We start from the raw sequence: 23031 nt of genomic DNA on the forward strand, positions 1-23031 counted from the left end.
GATGGTAGCACGGGCGGACTGCTCACCCGCGGGGGAGGACGAGGGCGGCGAGCTCTTCGGCGGCGGTGTGGGGGTCGAGTTCGCGGCTTGCGATGCGGCCGGTGAGCGTTTCGATGACGGCCTCGGGGGCAGCGCGCCGGATCTCGTCGAGGATCAGCTGCTGCGTGATGGCGAGGAGCTGATGGCGGGCATCTTCGGAGCGGTGGGCCGCGAGCTGGCCGGTCTGCTCGAGGTAGGCGCGATGCTCATCGATGGCGTCGGCGAGCTGCGCCATCCCTTCACCGCGGGTGGCGATGGTTTTGAGGATGGGCGGCCGCCGCTGGTCAGCGGGGGAGAGGGCGAGGAGGGCCTGGAGCTGGCTGACGAGGATATCGGCACCGGGGTGGTCGGCCTTGTTGACGACGAGGATGTCGGCGATTTCGATGATGCCGGCTTTGAGCGCCTGGATGTCGTCGCCGGTGCCCGGGTTGTTGACGAGGACCGTTGTCATGGCGGTGCCGGCGATTTCGACCTCGTCCTGGCCGGCGCCGATGGTCTCGACGATGATGTAGTCGAACCCGAAGGCGTCGACGACGGCGACAACATCGGCGATGGCCGGGGCGAGACCGCCGAGGGCGCCGCGGCCGGCCATGGAGCGCATGTAGACGCCCGGGTCCATGGTGACGTCCTGCATGCGGATGCGGTCGCCGAGCAGGGCGCCGTGGGTGAACGGGCTGGAGGGGTCGACGGCGATGATCGCGACGGTGCGCCCCCGCCGGCGGAGTTCGGCGGTGAGCGCGCCGGTCAGTGTGCTCTTGCCGGAGCCTGCGCCGCCGGTGATGCCGACGATGTGGGCGCGCCCGGAGTGGGGGAAGAGGGCACGGACGTAGTCGCGCCCTTCGAGGGTGCCGTTTTCAACGCGGGTGATGATGCGGGCGAGCGCGCGGCGGTCGCCCGCGAGGAAGCGCTGGACCAGTTCGTCCACGTTACTTCTTCTTCACGTTGTCGTAGACGAACTTGACGATGTCCTGGGTGTTGGTACCGGGCCGGAAGATCGCCTTGAAGCCGAGCTTCTGGAGGGCCTCGGTGTCTTCTTCGGGGATGATGCCCCCGCAGAAGAGGAGGACGTCGTCGAGGCCGCGCTTCTTCAACTCCTCGACGACGCGGGGAAAGAGCTCGAGGTGCGCACCGGAGAGGATGGAGAGGCCGACGACATCGACGTCTTCCTGGAGGGCGGCTTCGGCGATCATTTCTGGGGTCTGGCGGATGCCGGTGTAGATGACTTCGCAGCCGCCATCGCGGAGGGCGCGGGCGACGACCTTCGCGCCGCGGTCGTGGCCGTCGAGGCCGGGCTTGGCGATGAGGACACGGATCTTGTCGGTGGCGGTTGCTGTCGACATGGCTTCCCCCGGGGCGTTGGTGATGCTGTCGTCGTTATGGTACCGAGTCAGCGTCCCTGGCGCTGAATCAGCTGGAGGTTGACGCCGTGCGAGGACTTCGGCGACACGAAGGCAACACCGTTGTTCGGGTCGCCGACGCGAAAGCCGAGGCTGCGCAGGTGTTCAACGGCGGCGGCAACGTCGTCGACTTCGATCGAGAGGAGAAACTGGCCCTCGCCGCGCTCTTTGGCGAACTGGGCAACGGGGCCCTGGTCGGTGGTGGGCTGGATGAACTCGAGGTCGCTGTCGCCGATGGGCATGAATGCGTTTTTGATGCCCAGTGCGGGCACTTCGCCGCCGCGGGAGGGATCGACCTGGAGCCCGAAGTTGCGGGCGTAGGTGGCGGTTGCCTCCTCGAGGTTCTTGACGACGATGCCGACGTGGTCGATGCGCTTTGCTTTCACGGTGCTGCTCCAGCGGGAGATTCGTTGGGAATGGCGTTGTACTGAATGAGTGCGAAAGGGACGCCGCTCGTGCCGGATTTCACGGTGGCGATGAGGGCGCCGGGCTGGACGGCGGGCTTCGGGTCACCGACGTTGTAGCCGAGGCCGCGCAGCCGTTGGACGGCGGCGGCGATATCGGCGACGGCGAGGACGAGACCCCAGAGCCGTGCTTTGACCTCGGCTGCAGGGTCGGGCTCGGGCGGCCCCGCGAATTCGAGAACGACCTCGCCGAGCTTTGCGAAGGCAAGCTTTGCGCCGGTGCCCGGGCGGCTCATGGTGCGCCGAATCTCAATGCCGAGGTTGCGATGGAACGTCTCGGCGACCACCTCGCTGTTGTTCGAGGAGATGACGATGTGGTCGATGTGGGTGGCGCCGATGCCGGTCATTTAGTGGTCGTGCTGCCCCTCGATGGGCGTGGCGAATTCGACGAGGACGCCGTGGTTGGCCCGGGGGTGAAGGAACGCAATCATGCCGGCGAGGCCGAGGCGGGGCGCCTGATCGATGAGTTCGATGCCCTTTTCGCGTGCGGCTTCGAGTTCCTTTGCGACGTCGTCAGATTCGAAGCAGATGTGGTGCATGCCCTCGCCGCGGTTGGCGAGGAAGCGGGCAACGCCGGTGTCGTCGCGGGTCGGCTCGAGGAGTTCGATTTCGGATTCGCCGATCTTGAGGAGGACGCCGCGAACGCCCTGGTCTTCGACGACGCGGTCCGCGGTAACCGGGAGGCCGAGTGCATCGCGGTAGAACTTGAGGGCTTCGTCGGCGGAGTGCACGACGATGCCGACGTGGTGGATTTTGGTGAGCATGCTGGTGCGGAACCCCCTCAGGATGTGGCTTCTTCGATGATGGACTGGGCGCCGGTTCGCCGTGCTCCCTCCATGCCGGCGAGGCGCGCGGCGATGGCGTGCCAGTGTTCGCGGTCGTGGTCGATGACGGCCTGGACGAGCTTGCGGTAGCCGGACCCTTCGTCGACGAGGTCCTCATCCGGGATATGGGCGAGTTCTTCGAGGAGGCGGTGGCGGCCGTCTTTGAGCTGCTGGAGGACGCTGAAGAAATCGAGGCTGCGCTTGCGCTCGACGTGCTCCTGGTTCCAGGCGTCCAGGCGGCTGCGGTTGAAGTCGTAGAGCTCGGGGCGCCGGCCGGCACGGAGCTCGCGCAGGGCGGTGACGACCTCTGCCTCCCAGCTGGCGACGTGGCCGACGATATCTTTGACGGACCATTCGCCGATGAATGGCCGCTCGATATCGCGGATGCGGCACGTTTCGACGTTCCGGATCAGCTGGTTGCGCTCGAGTTCGAGCTCGGCGAGGAGGCGGCGCCGCTCATCGGCGCGGGTCCGGATGTCGTCGTCGCTCATCAGATGAACACCGGCTCACGCTGTTCGCCCCACACCTTGCGAAGGCGGTGGCTGATTTCGCCGAGGGTGACCCGGTTTTCGACGGCCTCGATCATGATGGGAACGAGGTTTTCCGTGCCGCGGGCGGCCTGTTCGATGCGGTCGAGCATCCGTTCGACGGCAGCGTTATCGCGGGTGGCGCGGAGCCTCCGGAGCTTTTCGACCTGGCGCTGCCCGATGGCGGGGTCGACGCGGAGGATTTCGGGTTGCTCCTCCTCAGCGACGATGAACTCGTTTACGCCGACGATGATCCGCTCCTTATTTTCGACCTGCATCTGGTAGCGGTAGGCGGCTTCCTGGATCTCCTTCTGCTGGAAGCCCTTTTCGATGGCGGCCAGTGCGCCGCCCATGCTGTCGATCGTTTTGATGTACTCCCGGGCTTCTGCTTCGAGCCGGTTGGTGAGGTCTTCAACGAAGTAGGAGCCGCCGAGGGGGTCAATGACGTCGGCGACGCCGCTTTCGTAGGCGAGGATCTGCTGGGTGCGGAGGGCGATCTGGACGGCCTTCTCGGTCGGGAGGGCGAGCGCCTCGTCCATGGAGTTCGTATGGAGCGACTGGGTGCCGCCGAGCACGGCCGCGAGGGCCTGGACGGTGGTGCGGACGATGTTGTTCTCGGGCTGCTGGGCGGTGAGGGTGGCGCCGCCGGTCTGGGTGTGGAAGCGGAGCATCTGGGAGCGCGGGTTCTTCGCCTCGAAGCGGTCGCGCATGATGTGGGCCCAGAGGCGGCGGGCGGCGCGGAATTTTGCGACTTCTTCGAGGAAGTTGTTGTGGCAGGCGAAGAAGAAGGAGAGCCGGCCGGCGAACTCATCGACATCGAGACCGGCGCCGAGAGCGGCTTCGACGTAGGCGATGCCGTTGGCGAGGGTGAAGGCGATCTCCTGGGCGGCGGTACAGCCCGCCTCGCGCATGTGGTAGCCGGAGATGGAGATGGTGTTCCACTGCGGTACGTTGTCTTTGCAGTAGGCAAAGATGTCGGTAATGAGCCGCATGGAGGGTTTCGGCGGGTAGATGTAGGTCCCGCGGGCGATGTATTCCTTGAGGATGTCGTTCTGGACCGTCCCGCCGAGCCTATCTGGGGAAACGCCCTGGTGTTTGCCGACGGCCACGTAGAGGGCGAGGAGGATGGCGGCCGTCGCGTTGATAGTCATGGAGGTGGTGACTTTATCGAGCGGGATGCCATCGAAGAGCACGAGCATGTCTTCGATGGAGTCGATGGCAACGCCGACCTTGCCGACTTCGCCGGCGGCCATGGGGTCATCTGAGTCGTAGCCGATCTGGGTAGGGAGGTCGAACGCTACGGAAAGGCCGGTCTGGCCCTGGGACAGGAGGTAGCGGTAGCGCTGGTTTGATTCTTCGGCGGTGCCGAAGCCGGCGTACTGGCGCATGGTCCAGAGACGGCCGCGGTACATGGTGGGCTGGATGCCGCGGGTGAAGGGGAACTCGCCGGGGAAGCCGAGCTGCGTGACCGGGTCCCAGCCTTCGAGGTCATCCTGGGTGTAGATGGGCTCGATGGGCATCCGCCCGGTGGTTTCGAAGGAAGGCTGACGTTCGGGGGCGCGCTGGACAGCTTTGGCGTAGGGGCCCTGCAGCCACTCGCGCTTGGTGGTGATTGGCATGCTCTAGCGACTCCGGGGACGCGTGGGCGCGTTCTGGCGAACGGCGGTGCAGTCTCCGAAGTATAGGAGCGGCCCGCCCGGCCCGGCAAACGCCGCGCCGGCCCGCGGTCAGGGGTCGCGAGTATCGCGCGACTTTTCGCGGAGGCGCTTCAGGCGCTCCTCTTCGAAATCCACGATGGGGCGCACGATGGCGAGCCGGCGCCGGCGCTCGTGGAGTTCGTCGTCGTAGGTGTGGATGCGCTGTGCCTGTCCCATATCGAAAGATTCGGCTGGCCCGGGCGGGCGCCACAATTCGGGATTCGCCCGATTTCGCGGGCGGCGCGCCCGGGCGCCGGCGACATCAGGGAGACCGGCGACAAAAATAGGGTCTTTACCTCTTGACAAACGTGGATATAATCCCACCCACCGGCCCGGGGCCTGCCCCGGTGGAGATTCGGGAACGTACAGGTAACGATGGACGGCAGCCTTTCTCCCCGCTTCCTCAGCTGCCTGCTGGTTGCTCCGGGCGCTCTGGAGACCCGCCACTTTGTCCGTGCGCTGCACAGCGGGGGACTGGCGGTGCTCGAGCGGGAGCCCGGCGAAGCAGCGCTGCGGATGGCGGAGTCGGGGGAATTCGACCTGGTCTGCCGCGCGATCGAAGGCGACGGAGTTTCCGGGCTGGTCGATGTGGCGCGGCTGGCAGCGTGCGGGAGGCCGGTGGTCGCGGTGTTCGCAGCAGCGCTCCCGGAGCTGGTCGCTGAGGCATTCACGGCCGGGGCGGAGGCCTGCCTGGAGCTTGGGGCAGACCCGCGGGTGGTGGTCGCGCAGGTGCGCGCCGTGCTGCGGCGGGCCGGGGCGTATGATGCGGCCAGCGGCGCGAATAGCGGCGTCCTTCAGGTCGGCGACCTTGTGGTCGATGTTGATCGATGCGAGGTGCAGCGCGGGGGGATGGTGGTACCACTCACCGCGGCGGAATTCCGGATCGTGGAGTACATGGCCCGCAACAGCGGGCGGGTGCTCAGGCCGCACGAAATCCTGAACGCCGTCTCGGATGATTACCGCTATCTTCCGCGGGAAGCACAGGACGTGTTCAAGGTCTATGTCCGCCGGATTCGGCGGAAGCTCGAGCCGGACGAGCAGGCCCCGCGGTACCTGGTGACGGTGCGGGGTTTCGGCTACCGGCTCGAGGGCGGCCGGGAGCGCGTGATGCTCCCGGCACGGCAGGCCTGACGCGCTCCCACGGCTCCCGGGCGCGTACCTCCCGGGAAGGTTGACGTGGGAGAACACGACAGCGAGCCTGAGGATGTGATCCTGGAGCGATTGCAGGAAGCTGCGTCGGGGGATGCGACGGTGCGCCAGCTCCGGCGGCGGTACGACCTGTTGCGCCAGGACTACGAGCGGCTCCTCGACCGGCTGGCAGAACTCGAGGACCGGCTCGCGGAGGCGACGCGGGCCCAGGCGAGCAGCTCTTCGTCGTCGGTGGCCGGAGCGCTTTCTGAGGCGATTGCTGCGCCGCTCCTGCAGCTGCGCCAGGAGTACCTCGCGGCGGCGGCGAGCATCGCGCAGGTGGTGGCGGGGCTCGAGGGGCTCGCCGGAGGGCTGAAAGGCCAGAAGAGCGCGCGGCCCGCGGTTGAGCCAGCCCCGGGAGGGGAGACGAGCCCGGAGCCACGAGGCCACCGCGTGCAGGTAGACGTGCGGGGGAAGGGGTTCGGCGAGCTGCTCGACTTCCAGGAGCGGCTGGCGAACCTGGAAGGCGTGGCGCGGGTGTCCATCAACGCAATCGACAACGAGCGGGCGACCCTCATCGTCGAACTGGAGTAACGCCGGGAATGGACGTCGGGGTACACTCCGGCTGCCGGCGAATTCGTCGGCCGGGGGAGCCATGGACATCGAACGGTTCAACGCAGAGTGGCTGCTGGCATGGACGGAGAAGGACGTCCCCCGGCTGCTGGCGTTCTATCACCCGGAGGTTGAGTACCGGGACGGCCAGGTGCCGCAGGGCGTGAAAGGGCATGCGGCGCTGAGGGCGTACCTCGAGGGGCTGTTCGCCGCGACGCCGCCCATGACTTACGTGCCTGACGAGGTCTGGCCGATCGCGGGCGGCTACTGCGGGCGCTGGTACTGCACGGTGACGCTGCCCGACGGCTCCGCGCGGAGGCTGCGGGGGTTCGACCTTGTGCTCCTCGACGGAGACCGGATTAGCTTCAACGAGGTCTATACGCACAACCTGCCGTAGGTCACGGCTCAACCGGCGCCGACCGGAGCAGCCTCAGCCGGTCCGGAGCTTGCGGAAGAAGGCGATGATGTCGCTGGCGAGGAGGGCCGGCTGTTCGAGAGCTGCGAAGTGGCCGCCCCGCGGCATTTCGGTCCAGTGGACGATGTTGAAGCGCTGCTCTGCCCAGTGGCGGGGCACCCTCCACGGCTCGCGCGGGAAGACGGCGACGCCGGTGGGCACTTCGACCCGCGGGTAGACGAAGCCGGCGGGGTCGCGGCGCGCCTCGTAGTAGATGCGGGCCGAAGAGGCGACGCTGTTCGGCGCCCAGTAGAACATGAGGTTCGTGAGCAGCACATCTTTGGAGAACGTGTCTTCGATATTGCTGCCGACATCGCCCCAGGTATGGAATTTTTCGACGACCCAGGCGGCGAGCCCGGCCGGGGAATCGGACTGGGCGAGGGTGAGGGAATCGGGTTTCGTTCCCTGGGTGAGCGAGTAGCCGGTTTCGTTCGCCTGGAACGCGTCGCGGGCGGCGATGTGTTTGCGGTCTTCTTCGGTCGGGTTCGGCGGGGGCTGGACGAAGAGGAAGTTCAGGTGTGCACCGATGACGCTTTCGGGATAGGCGGAGGCCATTTTGGCGGAGATGATGCCGCCCCAGTCGCCGCCCTGGACGCCGTAGCGACGGTAGCCAAGCTCGCGGGTCATAAGGGTGTGGAAGGCGGCCGCGATGCGGGAGATACCCCAGCCGCGCTCACGGGGCTTGCCGCCGAAGCCGAAACCGGGGAGCGCCGGGATGACGAGGTCGAAGGCATCGGCGGCGGAGTTGCCGTGGGCTTCGGGGTGCACGAGCCGGTCGATGATGAAGTAGAACTCGAAGATGGAGCCGGGCCAGCCGTGCACCAGGAGGAGGGGGATGGCGGATGGGTTTCCGCTCGTGATATGCCAGAAGTGAAGGTCGACGCCATCGACCTCTGCGAGGAAGCCGGGATACCGATTGAGGTGGCCTTCGTGGAGGCGCCAGTCGTAGCCGTTGGCCCAGTAGTCACAGAGTTCGCGGATGTAGTCCAGGTTGGCGCCGTAGTCCCAGCCGGCGCCGGGGAGCTGCTCCGGCCAGCGGGTCCGGGCGAGCCGTTCGCGGAGGTCGGCGAGGACCTCATCGGGTACGCTGATGGCGAAGGGGCGGATGCTCATGGCCGGGAATCATACCGCCGGGGCGTGAGCCGCGCCTTGACCGGCGGGCGGGCGTGAACCTAGCATGAAGCAACGGCGCTGAGGTAGCTCAGTTGGTAGAGCACGGCACTGAAAATGCCGGTGTCCTCGGTTCGATCCCGAGCCTCAGCACCAGGCATGACGATGGACGGGCCCGGCGAAATCGCCGGGCCTGTGCTCTTGCCGGGGCCTATGACGAACCGAGTGCTCCGGCCCTCTTCCGCATCACGGGCGCAATGCGGCACAGCCGCAGCGGCGTCTACCGGGGAACGGGTCTTGGGGGTTGCGGTTGCGGTGGAGCGACGGTTTGCTCCGCGAGCGGGGGAGAACGGGCGCGCTGACCCGGCGCAGGGGTGGCTCCCCGGCGAGGATTCGAACCTCGAACCTAGCGGTTAACAGCCGCGCGCTCTACCGTTGAGCTACCGGGGATCATGTTGAGTTTCGGACGGCGAGGCGGGACGCGCAACCGGCTCATGCCGTGATTCGCATCGCGCGACCGCCCCGGGGACGAGAAGACGGCTGCCGGCAGGAAGTCACGTGCGCCCCCAGGTGGATCCTCCTGCCGGCGGCCGCGCCTGCATCTTCACGGAGCTGAAGCAAGGGCTTCACCGGATTTGCGCAAGGCACCCGTAAAATGCCGGAAAACTCCGGAAGGCGGGCCTCCGTTGCACGTACCAGTCGTCGGGCTCATCGGCTGCGGCCATATCGGCCGGTTTCACTCGCGGAATTTGCGCGGGGCTATCCGCTCGGGCGTCGTCGATGCGCGATACGTTGCGGTCTGCGACCGCGACCGCTCCCGGGCGGAGGCGTTCGCGGGCATCGTGGGTGCAGAGCTGGTCACCGACGACGCGTCGGAGCTGCTCGACTATCCGGGTTTGACCGCCGTCTACATCTGCACGGAGACGGCCGAACACCCGGCGCTGGTCGCGGAGGCGGCCCGGCGAGGGCTCGACATCTTCTGCGAAAAGCCGCTCGCCCGGACGCTGACGGAGGTGGAGGCGATGGTGGAGGCGGTCGAGGGCGCGGGGGTCATCAACCAGGTAGGACTGGTGCTGCGGTACTCCCCGGTGCTGACCGTGCTGGCCGACCTGATGCGCGACCCCGGGCTCGGGCCGCTCCTGACGGCCCACCTGCGGGATGACCAGTTCTTTCCGGTCCGCGGGCATTACAACAGCAGCTGGCGGGGCAGCTTCGAACGGGCTGGCGGTGGGACGCTCATCGAGCATTCGATCCATGACGTGGATGTGTTCCGCTGGCTGTTCGGGGAGATTGCGGCGGTGCGCTGTCACACGAGGGAGGCGACGCCGGGGCACCCAGGGGTGGAGGATGTTGCGCTGGTGACATTCCAGCACGCAGGCGGCCACCAGACGACGCTCACATCGGTGTGGCACGGGCTCGACGACCGTCCATCGACACGGTTCCTTGAAGTCTTTTTCGAGGGCGGGTACTTCGCGACCGAACACGACTTTCTCGGCCCGATCCGCGTGCAGGGGCGCAGCGGGCCGGTGCGCGAACTGAGCGCCGACGAGGTGTTCGAACGGTATGTCGCGCTGGCCGGTCTGAACGAGGAGCAGGCGGCGCTGGCCCGCGCGGGGATGCTGGAGGACGTTGCGTTCCTGCAGAGCGCGGCGGCGCGGCGGCCTGCGTTTCCGGACTTCCGGACGGCGCTGGCGGCGCACCGCGTGGTCGATGCGTGCTACCGGAGCGCCCGGGAGGGCAGAGAGGTGCGGCTGGATTCGCCGGGGCGCTGAGGCATACGCAGCGCCTATGGCTCAGCGGCGAAGCCCGTTTACCCGCCAATAGCGATCCGATAGTATGGCCGCATTCGGCCCGTGGACCGGTGCCAGACCCGCGAAGGGACGGGCCGGGAGCCCGCCCGAGGAGCATGGAGATGACGACCGAAATACTCAAGGACCTCTACGAGATCGGCGAGATGCCCCCGCTCGGCCACGTGCCGAAGAAGATGTATGCCCAGGTGATTCGGCAGTCCCGTTTCGGCCAGCCGACCCAGGCGTTCCAGGTCGAGGTGATCGACGTACCCGAAATCGGGCCCGACGACGTGCTGGTGTACGTGATGGCGGCCGGTGTGAACTACAACAACGTCTGGGCCGGGCTGGGCGTGCCGGTCGATGTGATTGCGGCCCGGCAGAAGGAGGGCCAGCCGTGGGACCACCACATCGGCGGCTCGGATGCCTCCGGCATCATCTGGAAGGTCGGGTCGAACGTCACGAACTGGAAGGTTGGCGACGAGGTCGTGATCCACTGCGGCACCTGGGACGTGCACGCGCCGGAGATCAAGGCCGGGCTTGACCCGATGTACCACCCGAGCTACCGGATCTGGGGGTACGAGACGACCTGGGGTTCGTTTGCGCAGTTCACGAAGGTGCAGGCGCACCAGTGCATGCCGAAAGCGCCGCACCTCACGTGGGAAGAGGCGGCTGCCCCGACGCTGGTGGGGGCAACGGCGTACCGGATGCTCTTCGGCTGGCCGCCGCACACGGTACAGGAAGGGGATGTGGTGCTGGTGTGGGGCGGCGCCGGCGGCCTCGGTTCGATGGCGATCCAGCTGGCCGCGCAGGTCGGCGCGAAGCCGATCGCAGTGGTCTCGAGCGAGTCGAAGTACGACTTCTGCAAGCGGCTTGGGGCCGTTGGGTGCATTAACCGGAAGGCCTTCGACCACTGGGGCCGGCTGCCCGACTGGACGGACAACGAATCGATGGCGAAGTTCACGGCGGGCGCGCGGGCCTTCGGCAAGGCGATCTGGGACATCCTCGGTGAGCGGAAGAATCCGCGCATCGTCTTCGAGCACCCCGGGCAGGACACGGTTCCGACCTCCATCTTCGTGTGCGACACCGGCGGGATGGTGGTGATCTGCGCCGGTACGACCGGGTACAACGCCGACGTCGACCTGCGCTACCTGTGGATGCGGCAGAAGCGGCTCCAGGGCTCGCACTTCGCGAATGACGAGCAGGCCTACGCGTTCAACGACCTGGTGGTGGCCGGCAAGATCGACCCGTGCCTCTCACGCGTGTTCAAGTTCGAGGAGACGGGGCTCTGCCACCAGCTGATGTACGAAAACCGGCACCCGGACGGGAACATGGCGATCCTGGTCGGGGCGCCGCGCGAGGGCTTGAAGACGCTCAAGGGATCCTGACGCCGGGCTGTGCTGTCCGGCATCGCTCCGCTGACCGGGCCCGGCCGTCTTCACGGCCGGGCCTGACTGTTTGCGCGGCGCCGCGGCGGCCGGGGGGCGGTGCGCGGTCAGGACATCAGTTGCCCAGGGCCGGGCCGGGCTGCTGGCCCGGGGCGGGCGGCTGGCTGGCATCCTGCGCGGAGAGGACGGGCGAGCGGCCGAAGATGTGGCGAGGCTGGAGAACGGCCATCACCAGCATGAATGCGGCGACGAGGATGCCCTGGCCGGTGAACATGGCGCGGGCGCCGGTGAGGTCGGCGAGCTGTCCGAGCGGCCAGGCCATGAGCGGCATCGCACTAAAGCTGAGCATGTTGATGCTCATGACGCGGCCGTAGAACTCGGGGCGCGCCGCTTCCATGGTAAGTGTGCCGTTGATGGTCTGATAGGCGGTGAGGGCCAGGCCGAGGATGAGCGTTGCGACCAGCGCGCCAGCGAAGCCGAACGCCTGTGAGCCGACGGCAAGCCCGACCAGGCCGAGGCCGCCGACGATGCCGGAAGCCCACTGCAGGAGGGCTTTGCGGTCGAAGGCCGTGAGCGAGGCGATGACGAGCGATGCGAGGAGGGCCCCGGCTCCTGAGACTGACTGGAGGATGCCGTACTCCTGCTCGCCCTTGCCGAGGTCCTCCTGGACGAAGCCGGCGAGCAGCATGACGTAGGGCATCACGAAGAAGGCGACCGTGAACATCATGAGGTTCAGCGTGCGGAGGCGCGGGTCGCCCATGACGTAGCGGAGCCCGTCACCGATTTCGCGCCACATGCCCGGCCGGGAGGTTCCCGGGGGAGCTACCGAGTGTCCGAGGCCGGTCGGGATGCCAAGGAGCGCGAGGCAGGCGACGGCGTACAGGGCAGCCTGGGTGAAGTACACGGACTCAAGATTCCAGGCGGCAGCCATCGCCCCGGCGGCGGCAGGACCGAAGAGGCGGGTGAAGTTCATGGCTGCGTTCGACATTGCCATAGCGGCCATGAGGTTCTGAGGGCCGACAAGGTAGACCATGAGCGGCATGCGGGCCGGCATACCGAGGGCCATAGCGGTGCCGCCGCCAAGCCCCAGCACGAAGAGCCAGCCGATGGTGATGGTCCCGGTGATGAGCATGAGGGCGCTGGCGAGGGCCAGGGCGCCGGTGGCGAGCTGGGAGGCGAGCGTGAGGTTCCGCTTTTCGAAGCGGTCGGCGAGCGAACCGCCGACCAGCGAGAAGAGGAGCATCGGGAGCCCGAACGAGAGCGAGATGAGGCCGACGGCGCCAAACGAGCCGGTCAGCTCCCAGGCGAGGAGCGCGCGGGCCACCATCTGCATCTGCATGCCGGTAAACGAGAAGAGCGACGAGAGCCAGAGCAGCCGGTAGTGCCGATTGCGGAACACAACGAGGCCAGTGCGGAACGAAGGGCCGCGCGAACGCCCCGGCACCGGGGGGACCGGCCGGAACTCAGCCACGGGCCGCCTGCCGGCCCGGACGGGCGAGAGCCTGTGCCCTGTTCATTCGCGGTATTCTAACGGCCCGGCAGCGGGAGGGTGTGCGCGCGCATCGTCCGTAGGCGTCCGGTGGGGGATACTGCGGACGCACGAATTCAAACAGGACTGTCGCATGGCCAGGGATTACGCAGCTGACATCACGGACCCGGTGGCGCGGGAGATCGTCACCAACGTCGGGGTATGGGTGGACCGGGAGGTGAAGCCGGTCGCCAGCCAGTACGAGCACGCGGATGAGTTCCCGGAGCCGCTCGTGAAGGGCATGGCGGATATGGGGCTCTTCGGAATCAAGATACCGGAGAAGTACGGCGGGCTGGACCTGAGCTTCGAATGCTACGCGGGTGTGTGCATCGAGCTGGCGCGGGGCTGGATGAGCCTTGCGGGGATCATCAACACGCACGTTCTGGTTGGTTACGCGATCAGCGAATACGGCACCGAGGAGCAGAAGCAGAAGTATCTGCCGAAGATGGTGGCGCCGGACATCCGCTGCGCGCTCAGCATCACGGAGCCGGACGCCGGTTCGGACGCGGCGGCGATCAAGACGACGGCCCGCCGGGACGGCGACGACTACATCATTAATGGCCAGAAGATGTGGGTGACGAACGGCCAGCGGGCGGGGGTATACCTGGTCCTGACGAAGACCGACCCGGACGCTCAGCCGCGGCACCGCGGGATTACCGCGTTTCTCGTCGATGCCGGTACGCCCGGGTTCACGCCGGGGCGGAAGCTGGAAAAGCTCGGCTACAAGGGCGTGGAAACGACGGAGCTGACGTTCGACGACGCGCGGGTGCCGGCGACGCAGGTGCTGGGCGGCAAGGAGGGGCAGGGGTTCCAGCACGTCATGAGCGCACTCGAGGTCGGGCGCATCAACGTTGCGGCCCGCGGCGTCGGGGTAGCGCAGGCGGCCTTCGACGAGGCGATCCGGTATGCGCAGAAACGGGAGGCGTTCGGGAAGCCGATCTTCGAGCACCAGGCGCAGCAGCTGCGGCTGGCGGAGATGATCACCAAAATCCGGGCGGCGCGGCTGCTGACGCTGGATGCCGCGCGGAAGAAGGACTCCGGCGCACGGAGCGACCTCGATGCCGGCATGGCGAAGCTGTTCGCGACGGAGATTGCGCAGGAGTGCGTACTCGATGCGATGCGCATCCATGGCGGCGTGGGCTACAGCAAGGAGCTTCCGCTGGAGCGGTTCTACCGCGACGCGCCGCTTATGGTGATCGCGGAGGGGACGAGCGATATCCAGAAGATCGTCATCGCCCGGAACATCGTGAAGGAATACCCGGTCTAGCCCACCTGCAGACCGGATGATGAGCTGTATCGACGACCAAGAGGGAGCGTGTGCAATGACTGTCTACGATGGCAGGGACAAGTTCGGCCGCTACTACGAGGATTTCGAAGTCGGGGACGTGTACAAGCACTGGCCCGGCAAGACCATCACGGAGGCGATGGACCACCTCTTCTGCGACATCACGATGAACCACCACCCGCTGCACAGCGACCGGTGGTATGCGGAGGAGGAGACGCAGTTCAAGCAGAACGTGGTGGTGGGGAACCTCGTGTACTCGCTGGTGCTGGGGATGAGCGTGCCCGATGTCTCGGGCAAGGCGATCGCGAACCTCGAGATCGAGAGCCTGAAGCACCTGAAGCCGACGTTCCACGGCGACACGATCCGGGCGGAGACGACCGTGCTGGACAAACGGGAGACCTCGGACGGGACGCGCGGGATTGTGACGGTCGAGACGCGGGGGTTCAACCAGCGCGGCGAAGAGGTGTGCTACTTCCGCCGGAAGGTGATGGTTCCGAAGCGCCCGGCGAGCGGGTAGGATGGCGGGCGGCATGGCCGCCGCGCCGAACCCGAAGAAGCTCCCGTTCACGCTACAGCCGGGCGAACAGGTGCTTGCTCTCGTTCGGCGGCACTGGCTGTACTTTTCGCTGCGGATCGCCGGTGTCGTGCTGGCCGGGCTGGGGGGCGCTGCGCTGGGCATCGCCGCCGTTGCCATGACCCTCGGCTTCGACGGCCTGCCGGGGCGTATCGCCGGGGCGGTCATCGCTGTATGGGCGGTCTACTGGGCAGTGCGCGCCTACTTCACGTGGTACCGGTACCAGAACGACATCTGGGTGGTGACGAACCAGCGGCTGGTCGATTCGCTGAAGCGGCACTGGTTCCACCACCAGATGGCCTCGACCGACCTTGTCGACGTCGAGGACCTCCGCGTGGAGCGACACGGTGTCCTGGAGACGGTGTTCGACTTTGGCGACGTGCAATGCCAAACGGCAGGAGTAGTCCAGAACTTTGTTCTTTCGGGGATTCCGCAGCCGGCGCGATTACTGGCGGTAGTGGACGGGGCGCGGGATGCAGCGCGGCGCTCGCTGGGGTCCGCGGATGCGGTCCGCTGACGCCCGGCTTGCCGCAGCAAGATGACGCGGGGCGGCGTGACAGGTAGCCTCTCGGCATGACAACCCGACGGCAGGTCCTCGCAGCGCTGGGGGTCGGGCTGGCGCTGCCGCTGCCGGCCATGGCCCGGCTTGCGCGCGGCGAGCGGACGCCCGGCATCGCCGCAGAACGGCAGTCGGCGCTGCCGCATCGTGTTGTGCTGCCCCTGGTGGGCACTGATGGCCCGCGGCCAGAGGTTCGGCTCTCCTTCCGAACGCCGTACCAGGGCGGGGCGATCTACCTGGAGGTCCGGCATGCGGTTTCCGGGAGCGCGCGGATTTTCGGGCGAACGTCGCCGCTCAGCCCGGGGCCGGGCGGGCTCGAAGGGTTCGTCGGGATCGGCGTGCTGGACCCCCCGGGGCCTGCCTCGATGGAGGTCATCGTCACAGACGCCGCCGGGGGCAGCTTCCGGTTCGTTGAACCGATTACCGTCCGGGCGACGCAGTGGACCTCCGACGACATCTGGCTGCCGCCGCCGGACCCGAACACGCCGCCGCCGGAGGAGCCGCCGCTGGAGCCGGAGCAGCCGCGGCTCGATGCGCTCTATGCCACCGTCACCCCGCGGCAGTGGACGCTGCCGTTCATCATCCCGATTGAACTGGGCGGCGAGGTCTGGGTGAGCGGGTATTTTGGCGAGCAGCGGTCGTTTAACGGCGGGCCGCGCGTCGGCCACCACGGCGGGACGGACATTGCCGCGCCGCCCGGGACACCAGCCCGGACCACCAACCATGGCACGGTCGTGATGTCGGAGCTGACGCTGGTGCGGGGGAACCTCGTGGTGGTGGACCACGGCGGCGGGATTCTGTCGTGCTACGGGCATCTTTCGGAGCGCACTGTTGCAGTTGGGCAGACGGTACGCCGCGGGGACGTCGTCGGGCGGGTGGGCTCGACAGGGCTGTCGAGCGGTCCTCACCTCCACTGGGAGCTGAGCGTAGCGGGAGTGCTGGTGGATGGGCTGCGGTGGCTGGACGGGACACAGGGGTTTTAGGTCCGGCGAACGGCCATCCCTGGGCGGACCGAACGACCGTAGTGTGGGATGTACGCTTGCGGGACGGTGAGGCGGATGGCACGCTGATGGCAAGGGGAACGCAGGCGCGGGACCGCCTGCTGGAGCAGAGCACGGGGCCGGCGATACCGCCAGAAAGGCACGACGACAGGGCATGATTCTCGCGCAGCGCCTCGCCATTCTCACTGCAGTTCTCACGCTGGTTCTCATCGCCGTTGGTGCCTTTGTCCGGGCTACGGGCTCGGGCCTGGGTTGCCCCGACTGGCCGCTCTGCCACGGGCAGGCCGTGCCCCCCGGGGAAAAGGAGGCCTGGATCGAGTTCTCGCACCGGTTCATCGCATCGATCGTCGGACTGCTGGTTATCGCCGTCGCAGCGGCGGCGTGGAAGTACTACCGGCACGTGCCGCTGATCGTGTGGGTGGCGACCGCGACCGTCCCGCTGGTGGGATTCCAGGGTCTCCTTGGGGCGATCACAGTGGTGCGCGAGCTGCCACCGGAGATCGTCGCGACGCACCTGGTGACGGCGATGGTGGTGCTGTCATGCATCACGCTGGTCGCCGTGGCGATGTGGATGGAGGATGAGCGGCACCGGGAGTCGGTCGCCCGGTTCCGGGACGCAGCGAGAGTGCCGGGCGCCTGGGCGCTGGCCGGGCTCGGCTGGCTGGCGGTAACGTTCTGGGTCGGCGGGTACATGGCCGAGAGCGGTGCGAGCACGGCCTGCTCGGGCTGGCCGCTTTGCAACGGCGGGGTGCTGCCGGGCGCAGACGACCAGGAGATTACCCACATGCTGCACCGGTACCTCGCGGGGGCGTTCGTCTTCTTCGTGGTGCCGGCCCTCGTTACGGCGTGGCGGCGACGGGAGCAGCTCCCGTGGGCGCGTCCGTACGTTGTTGCGCTCGGGGGGCTGTACGCGATGCAGGTGCTGGTCGGGGCGCTGAACGTCTGGTACACGTTCCCGGACCCGCTGACGGTGGCGCATACCGCGATTGCGGCCGGCATCTGGGGCGTGCTTTCCGCAGGGGCGGCACTCGGTTTCTATCAGCCGTACCGGGCAACGGCTGTCCGTCCGCTGCCGCGTGCTGAGGCGCCGGCATGACGGCTGAGCTGGTGTTCCCGGCGCGGGCGTCAGTGGCGACAACGGTCCGCAACTACATCACGCTGACCAAGCCGCGCGTCATTTCGCTGCTGCTGGTCACGACCGTGCCGGCGATGGTGGTTGCGGCTGGAGGCTGGCCGGGGACCTGGCTGGTGCTTGCGACGCTGATTGGCGGAGCGACGTCGGCGGCCGGGGCGAACGTCATCAACTGCTGGTACGACCGGGACATCGACGCCATCATGCGGCGGACGCGGGAGCGGCCCACGGTGACGGGGGCCATCCCGCCCGGTCACGCGCTCGCCTTCGGGATCGCCCTCGGCGCGGGGGCGTTCTTTTTCCTGTGGGCCACAACGACATTTGCGGCGGCCGTGCTGGCGCTGACGGCCCTGCTGTTTTACGTCTTCGTGTACACCATCTGGCTGAAGCGGCGGACGCCGCAGAACATCGTCATCGGCGGGGCCGCCGGCGCGTTTCCACCGGTTGTCGGCTGGGCCGCGGTGACGGGCGATGCTCCGCTGGCGGCGTGGGTGATGTTCGCCATCGTGTTCTTCTGGACGCCGCCGCACTTCTGGGCGCTCTCCCTCCGGCTCGAAGGCGACTATTCGCGAGCGGGCGTTCCCATGCTGCCGGTGACGGACGGCCCGGAGCGGACACGGGTCGAGATTTTCCGGTACGCCGTGCTGCTGGTGCCGGTGACGCTGCTCCTGGCCCCGGCTGCGGGGCTCGGGTGGGTCTACACGTCGGCGGCGGCCATCCTGGGGGCGTGGTTTGCGTGGGTGACGTGGCGGTTGTGGCGCCGCCCCTCATCGATTGCGCCAATTCGGGTCTACAAGATTTCGATGCTTTATCTTGCCCTGCTGTTCGTGGCGATGGGGGTCGACGCGGCGCTCTAGAGGCCCTTTCGGGGCTGCGGAAGGCGTTTGGCGGCCGGGACAACGCCCCGGGAGCCGGCGCGCGGGCCAGCTGCCGACGTTTCCGAATGGTATTCGCGACGTGCTGACAATGGCCGTTCGGGCCGTTCTCGGGGGACGCGTTTCCGTTCCTTGACAGGGCAGGGGGCCGGGTCTATAACCAGTTTGCGACGCCGTTCACAACCGAAACTCCTGCGCGGAGTGTGCCCGCGCGGGCCAACGCGACGGGTCGGGAGGGGGAGCCAGGAGCATGCCGTCAACCGGGAAACTGCGAATCATCCGCCGGGTCAACTTCCTCGTCAGCGCAGCGCTCCTGGCCATTGCAACAATCAGCCCCGCACTAGCCGGCTGGGGGATGCCGGACCCGATTACAGACCAGGCCGAGCGGATTGAGGACCTCTGGATCTTCACGTTGATCATCGCCCTCGCTGTGTTCTTCGCGGTCGAGAGCGCGCTCCTGTATGCCATCATCCGCTTCCGCAAGAAGAGCGACGAGCTGCCGAAGCAAACGCACGGGAGCACGGCCATCGAGATCGTCTGGACGGCAATCCCTGTGCTGATTGTCATCGCGCTGTTCTCGTATTCGTTCATCGTGCTGCGCGATGTAGAGAAGAAGGCATCGGATGATGCGCTCACTATCGATGTGACCGGATTCCAGTTTTCCTGGGAGTTCGTGTACAACCTGAACGACCTCGGGAAGAACACCCAACCGAACGCCGAGGGGCAGTTCTCCATCATCGGCACCGCCGCAAACGAACCGACGTTTGTCATCCCTGTTGGCGAACCGGTCGAGTTCCGGCTCAAGTCGAATGACGTCATCCACGCGTTCTACATCCCGAATTTCCTCTACAAGCTTGATGTCATTCCCGGGCGCGATAACCGATTCGTCATTACGGCGAAGGAGACCGGTGAATTCACCGGCCAGTGCGCTGAACTGTGCGGCCTGAACCACGCGCTCATGCGGTTCCATGTGCGGGTGGTTGAGCGGGAGGAATTCGACAAGTGGGTGGCGGAACAGGCAGGCGCCAGGCCTTCGGTCCGCCAGCCGTGACCGTCCAGCATGCGGGCCGGGATGAGGACCGGCAGATAGAGTTCGACGAGGCCATTGAAGCCCGGGAGGAAGCATGACCAGCATCGCAATCCCACGACCGGCGTATGCCGAACGGCCCTGGATCCTCGACTGGTTGACGACCGTCGACCACAAGAAGCTGGGGATCCTGTACCTCTACACGACGATGTTCTTCTTCGCCGTCGGCGGCATCCTTGCGCTGCTGGTGCGCGCACAGCTGGCCGTGGCGGACAACACGTTCGTGAACAACGACGCGTACAACCAGATCTTCACGATGCACGCGTCGGCGATGCTGTTCCTGTTCATCATCCCGGTGTGGGCCGGCTTCGGGAACTACATCGTCCCGCTGCAGATCGGTGCGGCCGATATGGCCTTCCCGCGGATTAATGCGCTTTCCTTCTGGCTCATCCCCCCGGCAGGGCTGCTGATGTTTGCCGGCTTCCTGTTCGGCGGGGCCGCCGACGCCGGCTGGACGGCCTACAGCCCGCTGGCGCGCGGGTCCGGCGTGGGGCTCGACCTCTGGATCATCTCGGTCATCATCCTCGGCGTTTCGTCCACCATCGGCGCTGCGAACTTCATGGTGACGATGTTCCGGATGCGGGCGCCGGGCATGACGATGTTCCGGATGCCGATCTTCTGCTGGACGATGCTGGTGACGGCTGTTCTGCAGCTCCTGGCGACGCCGGTGCTGGCTTCGGCGCTGGCGATGCTCTACATCGACCGGAACTTCGGCGGCTCGTTCTTTGACCCGAACGGCGGCGGCAACGCGGTTCTCTGGCAGAACATTTTCTGGTTCTACTCGCACCCGGCCGTTTACATCATGATCCTGCCGGGCATGGGCATCATCTCGGAAATCCTGCCCGTCTTCGCCCGGAAGCCCCTCTTCGGCTACAAGGCGTTCGTGTTCGCAACGATGGGCATCGGCGGCCTGGGCTTCAGCGTGTGGGCGCACCACATGTTCACGACCGGGGCGGTGCTGAAGCCGTGGTTCGGGTTCATGACCTTCATGATCGGCGTGCCCACCGGCGTGAAGATGTTCAACTGGCTGGGCACGCTCTGGCGGGGCTCGATTACCTTCGAGGCGCCGATGCTGTTCGCGCTCGGCTTCCTGAGCATGTTCCTCATCGGCGGCATCAACGGGACCTTCTCGGCAGCGGTGCCGGTCGACTTCGCGATTCACGACACCTATTTCGTGGTCGCGCACATCCATTACGTGCTGTTCGGCGGGGCGGTGTTCGCGGTATTCGCGGGCCTGTACTACTGGTTCCCGAAGATCTGGGGCCGGCGGCTCGATGAGCGGCTGGCGCGGATCCATTTCGCGCTGCAGTTCATCGGGTTTAACCTGGCGTTCTTCCCGATGCACCTGCTCGGCCTGGACGGGATGCCGCGGCGTATCGCGACCTACTCCGAGAGCAGCGGCTGGGAGACGCTCAACCTGATTTCGACGATCGGCGCGTTCCTCATCGGCGTCGCCATGATCCCGTTCATCATCAACGTGGTGATGGCGTTCATGCGGCCGAAAGATCAGCCGAACGACCCATGGCAGGCGAACACCCTGGAGTGGTGGACCAGCTCGCCGCCGCCGGCGCACAACTTTGATGACCTTCCCGAGGTCCACTCCGAGCGGCCGCTCTGGGACCTGCGCCACGGCAAGGCGGCCCATTAATCGGGGCCGAAGGTCCATCGCTCACACGGGCAAAGCAGGGGAGACTGGAGGAGTTCGATGGCAGCGCATGCGGTCGCCACCCAGCACAAGCAGGGCCTGAGCAATGGGATGCTCGGCTTCATCCTCTTCCTCGCGTCGGAGGTGATGTTCTTCGGCGGGCTGTTCGCCGCCTACTTCATCGCCCGGGCCGACGCGAGGGAGTGGCCGCCGGAATATCTGCTGACGCCGGAGCAGGTGGCGGCCGGCGTGAAGCTGGAAGTGGAGTTCTGGCTCCCGTTCATCGCGACCATTCTCCTTGTGACCAGCTCGGTGACCATCCAGCTCGCGGTCTTCTCGATTCAGCGAGGGAACCGCTCGGGCCTGATCCGCTGGACGTTCGTCTCGATCGTCCTCGGCCTCGTGTTCCTCATCATGCAGATGTATGACTACAGCCAGCTCCACTTCGGAGTGGGCGACACGATTTACGGGACCACGTTCTACACCCTCACCGGCTTCCACGGCCTGCATGTGGCGGGCGGCGTGGTCTTCATGGGCATCATCCTGGCGCGCTCGCTCGCCGGGCAGTTCACTGCGGCGAATCACGAAGCCGTCGAGGCGTGCTCGTTCTACTGGCACTTCGTCGACGTGGTGTGGATCGCGCTGTTCACCACGCTCTACATCATTCCCTAGGACGACAGGCGCGAAATTCAGGGGGGATAGCACCGAATGGACCACCAGGCGAACGCACACGGCGAACACCACGACGTCCACCTGCCGGACCCAAGCATCTGGCCACTCGTCGTCGGGGTCGCCGCGCTCTTCCTCGGCGCTGCGCTGATTTACTGGTCGCGCGTCGATGACAAAACGTTCGCCGGTCCGCTGCTCGGCGCGGCCATCGTGTCGGCGCTCATTGCGGTGTTCGGCTGGGCATACGAAGACGGCCAGATGCGCAAGAAGGCGGCGATGGGCGGCCATGGGCAGGCTGCGCCGACGCGGTACACGCAGGTCGTGACGTTCGCACTCGCCGAGGGGAAGCTGGAGCAGGCGCGGAAATCCGGCATCATCCACGACCTCGAAAGCAGCGACAACCAGCTGCGCGACCTCGACGGGTTCCAGGACCTCCGGATCATCGTCTCGCCGGCGGCAACGGGGCCGTCGCAGGTGCTGGTCGAAACGACGTGGTCGGACCGGGAAGGTCTGGCAACCTACGAGGAGACTCGCCAGACGATGCTGGACATCATCGCCCGGCACACGGACGAAGTGGTCCCCGGGACCGTGCAGGTCTTCGACATGGAGGTCATCCGGGACACCAAGGATGTTACCTTCCGGTTCGGGACCGGTGCGGCGTTCACGGTCATCGCCGGGCTGATGCTCGGCGGATTCATGGTGGGCGCCGGCCTGAATCTCTTCGCGAGCGAATCGACCGGCACGGGCGGTGGAGCGCCTGCCCCGACCCCTGTGGACAACCCGTTCCGGGTGATTGCGACGGACAATAAGTTTGACAAGAAAGAGATCGTCGCCGGTCCGAATGCGGAGATCACGATTACGCTGGTCAACCGCGGCCGCGCGAAGCACAACATTCACTTCTATGACCGGAAGGGCGGACAAACGCTGGCGCCCGGCGCCGAGGGCGCCATTATCGACGGGGGCATGGAGACGAAGGTGACGTTTGTTACGCCAGGCCCCGGCGAGTACTACTTTGTCTGCGACCTGCACCCGGACCAGATGGACGGCATCTTCCGCGTGGTGGAGGGAGGCCCGGTGGGCACCGGCGAGCCGCCGGCCACCCCGGAAGCTTCTCCAGCGCCGGAAGGCTAAAGGGCGCTCCCGGTTTCCTTTCCACGCGCCAAACATTGAGAGGCCACCGTCGGGCGGTGGCCTCTCTTTTTGCTGGCAGCTTCGCCCTTGCGAGCCGGCGCGCGGGCCTCCCCGAGGC

At 66.8% G+C, this 23031-nt stretch carries 25 protein-coding genes and 2 tRNA genes; 16 read left to right on the forward strand and 11 right to left on the reverse strand.

The window, feature by feature from the left end:
- Positions 1-22: 22 nt before the first annotated feature.
- The 8 genes from meaB to A9A59_RS14130 all read right to left on the reverse strand — a co-directional run bounded on the left by meaB (position 23) and on the right by A9A59_RS14130 (position 5125).
- Positions 23-964 carry a methylmalonyl Co-A mutase-associated GTPase MeaB gene (gene meaB / locus A9A59_RS10775; RefSeq protein WP_098504272.1) on the reverse strand — a complete coding sequence of 314 codons (942 nt, stop codon included), beginning with the start codon at positions 962-964 and terminating at the stop codon, positions 23-25.
- Position 965: 1 nt separating this feature from the next.
- On the reverse strand, positions 966-1379 hold the full coding sequence (locus A9A59_RS10780; protein WP_098504273.1) for a cobalamin B12-binding domain-containing protein: 414 nt from the start codon (positions 1377-1379) through the stop codon (positions 966-968).
- 47 nt (positions 1380-1426) lie between these two features.
- A complete protein-coding gene (locus A9A59_RS10785) occupies positions 1427-1822 on the reverse strand; it encodes a VOC family protein (RefSeq protein WP_165772672.1) in 396 nt (131 codons plus the stop codon).
- Positions 1819-2247 (reverse strand): VOC family protein, encoded by a 429-nt coding sequence (locus tag A9A59_RS10790; RefSeq protein ID WP_098504275.1) that lies wholly within the window; start codon positions 2245-2247, stop codon positions 1819-1821. Before A9A59_RS10790 ends, A9A59_RS10785 begins: the two co-directional genes overlap by 4 nt.
- Positions 2248-2664, reverse strand: a complete 417-nt coding sequence (gene mce / locus A9A59_RS10795; protein ID WP_098504276.1) for a methylmalonyl-CoA epimerase — start codon at positions 2662-2664, stop codon at positions 2248-2250.
- A gap of 17 nt (positions 2665-2681) precedes the next feature.
- A complete protein-coding gene (locus A9A59_RS10800) occupies positions 2682-3215 on the reverse strand; it encodes a maleylpyruvate isomerase N-terminal domain-containing protein (protein WP_098504277.1) in 534 nt (177 codons plus the stop codon).
- Complete coding sequence (locus A9A59_RS10805) at positions 3215-4870, reverse strand: acyl-CoA mutase large subunit family protein (RefSeq protein WP_098504278.1); 1656 nt, start codon at positions 4868-4870, stop codon at positions 3215-3217. The genes A9A59_RS10800 and A9A59_RS10805 overlap by 1 nt, the downstream gene beginning before the upstream one ends.
- Before the next feature lie 108 nt (positions 4871-4978).
- Complete coding sequence (locus A9A59_RS14130; protein WP_165772673.1) at positions 4979-5125, reverse strand: hypothetical protein; 147 nt, start codon at positions 5123-5125, stop codon at positions 4979-4981.
- Positions 5126-5323: 198 nt separating this feature from the next.
- Between A9A59_RS14130 and A9A59_RS10810 the strand changes: the two genes are divergently transcribed.
- The 3 genes from A9A59_RS10810 to A9A59_RS10820 all read left to right on the forward strand — a co-directional run bounded on the left by A9A59_RS10810 (position 5324) and on the right by A9A59_RS10820 (position 7085).
- Positions 5324-6079: a winged helix-turn-helix transcriptional regulator gene (locus tag A9A59_RS10810; protein WP_098504279.1), complete on the forward strand. Its 756-nt coding sequence runs from the start codon at positions 5324-5326 to the stop codon at positions 6077-6079.
- Between the two features lie 45 nt (positions 6080-6124).
- Positions 6125-6670 (forward strand): hypothetical protein, encoded by a 546-nt coding sequence (locus tag A9A59_RS10815; protein ID WP_133117601.1) that lies wholly within the window; start codon positions 6125-6127, stop codon positions 6668-6670.
- Positions 6671-6731: 61 nt separating this feature from the next.
- Positions 6732-7085 carry a YybH family protein gene (locus tag A9A59_RS10820; RefSeq protein WP_098504281.1) on the forward strand — a complete coding sequence of 118 codons (354 nt, stop codon included), beginning with the start codon at positions 6732-6734 and terminating at the stop codon, positions 7083-7085.
- 33 nt (positions 7086-7118) lie between these two features.
- On the opposite strand, the gene A9A59_RS10825 is transcribed toward A9A59_RS10820, so the two are convergent.
- Complete coding sequence (locus tag A9A59_RS10825; RefSeq protein WP_098504282.1) at positions 7119-8255, reverse strand: epoxide hydrolase family protein; 1137 nt, start codon at positions 8253-8255, stop codon at positions 7119-7121.
- 77 nt (positions 8256-8332) lie between these two features.
- Between A9A59_RS10825 and A9A59_RS10830 the strand changes: the two genes are divergently transcribed.
- Positions 8333-8408, forward strand: a tRNA-Phe gene (locus A9A59_RS10830).
- A 219-nt stretch (positions 8409-8627) separates the two neighbouring features.
- Here the strand turns inward: A9A59_RS10830 and A9A59_RS10835 are convergent.
- Positions 8628-8702: transfer RNA gene (locus tag A9A59_RS10835), tRNA-Asn, on the reverse strand.
- A 236-nt stretch (positions 8703-8938) separates the two neighbouring features.
- Here A9A59_RS10835 and A9A59_RS10840 point away from each other — a divergent pair.
- Together A9A59_RS10840 and ccrA are read left to right on the forward strand one after the other, a co-directional pair.
- Positions 8939-10024 carry a Gfo/Idh/MocA family protein gene (locus tag A9A59_RS10840; RefSeq protein ID WP_133117602.1) on the forward strand — a complete coding sequence of 362 codons (1086 nt, stop codon included), beginning with the start codon at positions 8939-8941 and terminating at the stop codon, positions 10022-10024.
- Between the two features lie 140 nt (positions 10025-10164).
- On the forward strand, positions 10165-11427 hold the full coding sequence (gene ccrA, locus A9A59_RS10845; protein ID WP_098504284.1) for a crotonyl-CoA carboxylase/reductase: 1263 nt from the start codon (positions 10165-10167) through the stop codon (positions 11425-11427).
- Positions 11428-11542: 115 nt separating this feature from the next.
- Here ccrA and A9A59_RS10850 read toward each other — a convergent pair whose 3' ends face one another.
- Positions 11543-12898: an MFS transporter gene (locus tag A9A59_RS10850; RefSeq protein ID WP_098504285.1), complete on the reverse strand. Its 1356-nt coding sequence runs from the start codon at positions 12896-12898 to the stop codon at positions 11543-11545.
- A 151-nt stretch (positions 12899-13049) separates the two neighbouring features.
- On the opposite strand from A9A59_RS10850, the gene A9A59_RS10855 reads away from it, so the two are divergent.
- The 10 genes from A9A59_RS10855 to A9A59_RS10900 all read left to right on the forward strand — a co-directional run bounded on the left by A9A59_RS10855 (position 13050) and on the right by A9A59_RS10900 (position 22913).
- Positions 13050-14222 (forward strand): acyl-CoA dehydrogenase family protein, encoded by a 1173-nt coding sequence (locus A9A59_RS10855; RefSeq protein WP_098504286.1) that lies wholly within the window; start codon positions 13050-13052, stop codon positions 14220-14222.
- Between the two features lie 55 nt (positions 14223-14277).
- Positions 14278-14757, forward strand: coding sequence for a MaoC family dehydratase (locus A9A59_RS10860; protein WP_098504287.1), 480 nt, complete (start codon positions 14278-14280; stop codon positions 14755-14757).
- Between the two features lie 13 nt (positions 14758-14770).
- On the forward strand, positions 14771-15331 hold the full coding sequence (locus A9A59_RS10865) for a YdbT family protein (protein ID WP_098504288.1): 561 nt from the start codon (positions 14771-14773) through the stop codon (positions 15329-15331).
- A gap of 56 nt (positions 15332-15387) precedes the next feature.
- Positions 15388-16356: a M23 family metallopeptidase gene (locus A9A59_RS13775; RefSeq protein WP_098504289.1), complete on the forward strand. Its 969-nt coding sequence runs from the start codon at positions 15388-15390 to the stop codon at positions 16354-16356.
- A 172-nt stretch (positions 16357-16528) separates the two neighbouring features.
- On the forward strand, positions 16529-17470 hold the full coding sequence (locus A9A59_RS10875; RefSeq protein ID WP_098504290.1) for a COX15/CtaA family protein: 942 nt from the start codon (positions 16529-16531) through the stop codon (positions 17468-17470).
- Positions 17467-18363, forward strand: coding sequence for a heme o synthase (locus tag A9A59_RS10880; RefSeq protein WP_098504291.1), 897 nt, complete (start codon positions 17467-17469; stop codon positions 18361-18363). Before A9A59_RS10875 ends, A9A59_RS10880 begins: the two co-directional genes overlap by 4 nt.
- A 268-nt stretch (positions 18364-18631) precedes the next feature.
- Entirely contained in the window at positions 18632-19432 is an 801-nt protein-coding gene (gene coxB, locus A9A59_RS10885) for a cytochrome c oxidase subunit II (RefSeq protein ID WP_098504292.1), read from the forward strand.
- Between the two features lie 73 nt (positions 19433-19505).
- A complete protein-coding gene (gene ctaD, locus A9A59_RS10890) occupies positions 19506-21116 on the forward strand; it encodes a cytochrome c oxidase subunit I (protein ID WP_098504293.1) in 1611 nt (536 codons plus the stop codon).
- Positions 21117-21173: 57 nt separating this feature from the next.
- On the forward strand, positions 21174-21785 hold the full coding sequence (locus A9A59_RS10895; protein ID WP_098504294.1) for a cytochrome c oxidase subunit 3: 612 nt from the start codon (positions 21174-21176) through the stop codon (positions 21783-21785).
- A gap of 36 nt (positions 21786-21821) precedes the next feature.
- Positions 21822-22913, forward strand: a complete 1092-nt coding sequence (locus tag A9A59_RS10900) for a cupredoxin domain-containing protein (protein WP_098504295.1) — start codon at positions 21822-21824, stop codon at positions 22911-22913.
- The last annotated feature ends 118 nt before the right edge of the window (positions 22914-23031 follow it).

The organism is Tepidiforma thermophila (assembly GCF_002563855.1).
GTDB classification, from domain to species: Bacteria; Chloroflexota; Dehalococcoidia; order Tepidiformales; family Tepidiformaceae; genus Tepidiforma; species Tepidiforma thermophila.

Excerpts from the sequence above, each read along its gene's own strand:
- A9A59_RS10800 (WP_098504277.1), bottom strand. The coding sequence starts at position 3,215 with ATGAGCGACGACGACATCCGGACCCGCGCCGATGAGCGGCGCCGCCTC.
- A9A59_RS10790 (WP_098504275.1), bottom strand. The coding sequence starts at position 2,247 with ATGACCGGCATCGGCGCCACCCACATCGACCACATCGTCATCTCCTCG.
- A9A59_RS10855 (WP_098504286.1), top strand. The coding sequence starts at position 13,050 with ATGGCCAGGGATTACGCAGCTGACATCACGGACCCGGTGGCGCGGGAG.
- A9A59_RS10825 (WP_098504282.1), bottom strand. The coding sequence starts at position 8,255 with ATGAGCATCCGCCCCTTCGCCATCAGCGTACCCGATGAGGTCCTCGCC.
- ctaD (WP_098504293.1), top strand. The coding sequence starts at position 19,506 with ATGACCAGCATCGCAATCCCACGACCGGCGTATGCCGAACGGCCCTGG.
- mce (WP_098504276.1), bottom strand. The coding sequence starts at position 2,664 with ATGCTCACCAAAATCCACCACGTCGGCATCGTCGTGCACTCCGCCGAC.
- A9A59_RS10780 (WP_098504273.1), bottom strand. The coding sequence starts at position 1,379 with ATGTCGACAGCAACCGCCACCGACAAGATCCGTGTCCTCATCGCCAAG.
- A9A59_RS10875 (WP_098504290.1), top strand. The coding sequence starts at position 16,529 with ATGATTCTCGCGCAGCGCCTCGCCATTCTCACTGCAGTTCTCACGCTG.
- coxB (WP_098504292.1), top strand. The coding sequence starts at position 18,632 with ATGCCGTCAACCGGGAAACTGCGAATCATCCGCCGGGTCAACTTCCTC.
- A9A59_RS13775 (WP_098504289.1), top strand. The coding sequence starts at position 15,388 with ATGACAACCCGACGGCAGGTCCTCGCAGCGCTGGGGGTCGGGCTGGCG.
- A9A59_RS10895 (WP_098504294.1), top strand. The coding sequence starts at position 21,174 with ATGGCAGCGCATGCGGTCGCCACCCAGCACAAGCAGGGCCTGAGCAAT.
- ccrA (WP_098504284.1), top strand. The coding sequence starts at position 10,165 with ATGACGACCGAAATACTCAAGGACCTCTACGAGATCGGCGAGATGCCC.
- A9A59_RS10810 (WP_098504279.1), top strand. The coding sequence starts at position 5,324 with ATGGACGGCAGCCTTTCTCCCCGCTTCCTCAGCTGCCTGCTGGTTGCT.
- A9A59_RS10805 (WP_098504278.1), bottom strand. The coding sequence starts at position 4,870 with ATGCCAATCACCACCAAGCGCGAGTGGCTGCAGGGCCCCTACGCCAAA.
- A9A59_RS10880 (WP_098504291.1), top strand. The coding sequence starts at position 17,467 with ATGACGGCTGAGCTGGTGTTCCCGGCGCGGGCGTCAGTGGCGACAACG.
- A9A59_RS10900 (WP_098504295.1), top strand. The coding sequence starts at position 21,822 with ATGGACCACCAGGCGAACGCACACGGCGAACACCACGACGTCCACCTG.
- A9A59_RS14130 (WP_165772673.1), bottom strand. The coding sequence starts at position 5,125 with ATGGGACAGGCACAGCGCATCCACACCTACGACGACGAACTCCACGAG.
- A9A59_RS10820 (WP_098504281.1), top strand. The coding sequence starts at position 6,732 with ATGGACATCGAACGGTTCAACGCAGAGTGGCTGCTGGCATGGACGGAG.
- A9A59_RS10860 (WP_098504287.1), top strand. The coding sequence starts at position 14,278 with ATGACTGTCTACGATGGCAGGGACAAGTTCGGCCGCTACTACGAGGAT.
- A9A59_RS10865 (WP_098504288.1), top strand. The coding sequence starts at position 14,771 with ATGGCCGCCGCGCCGAACCCGAAGAAGCTCCCGTTCACGCTACAGCCG.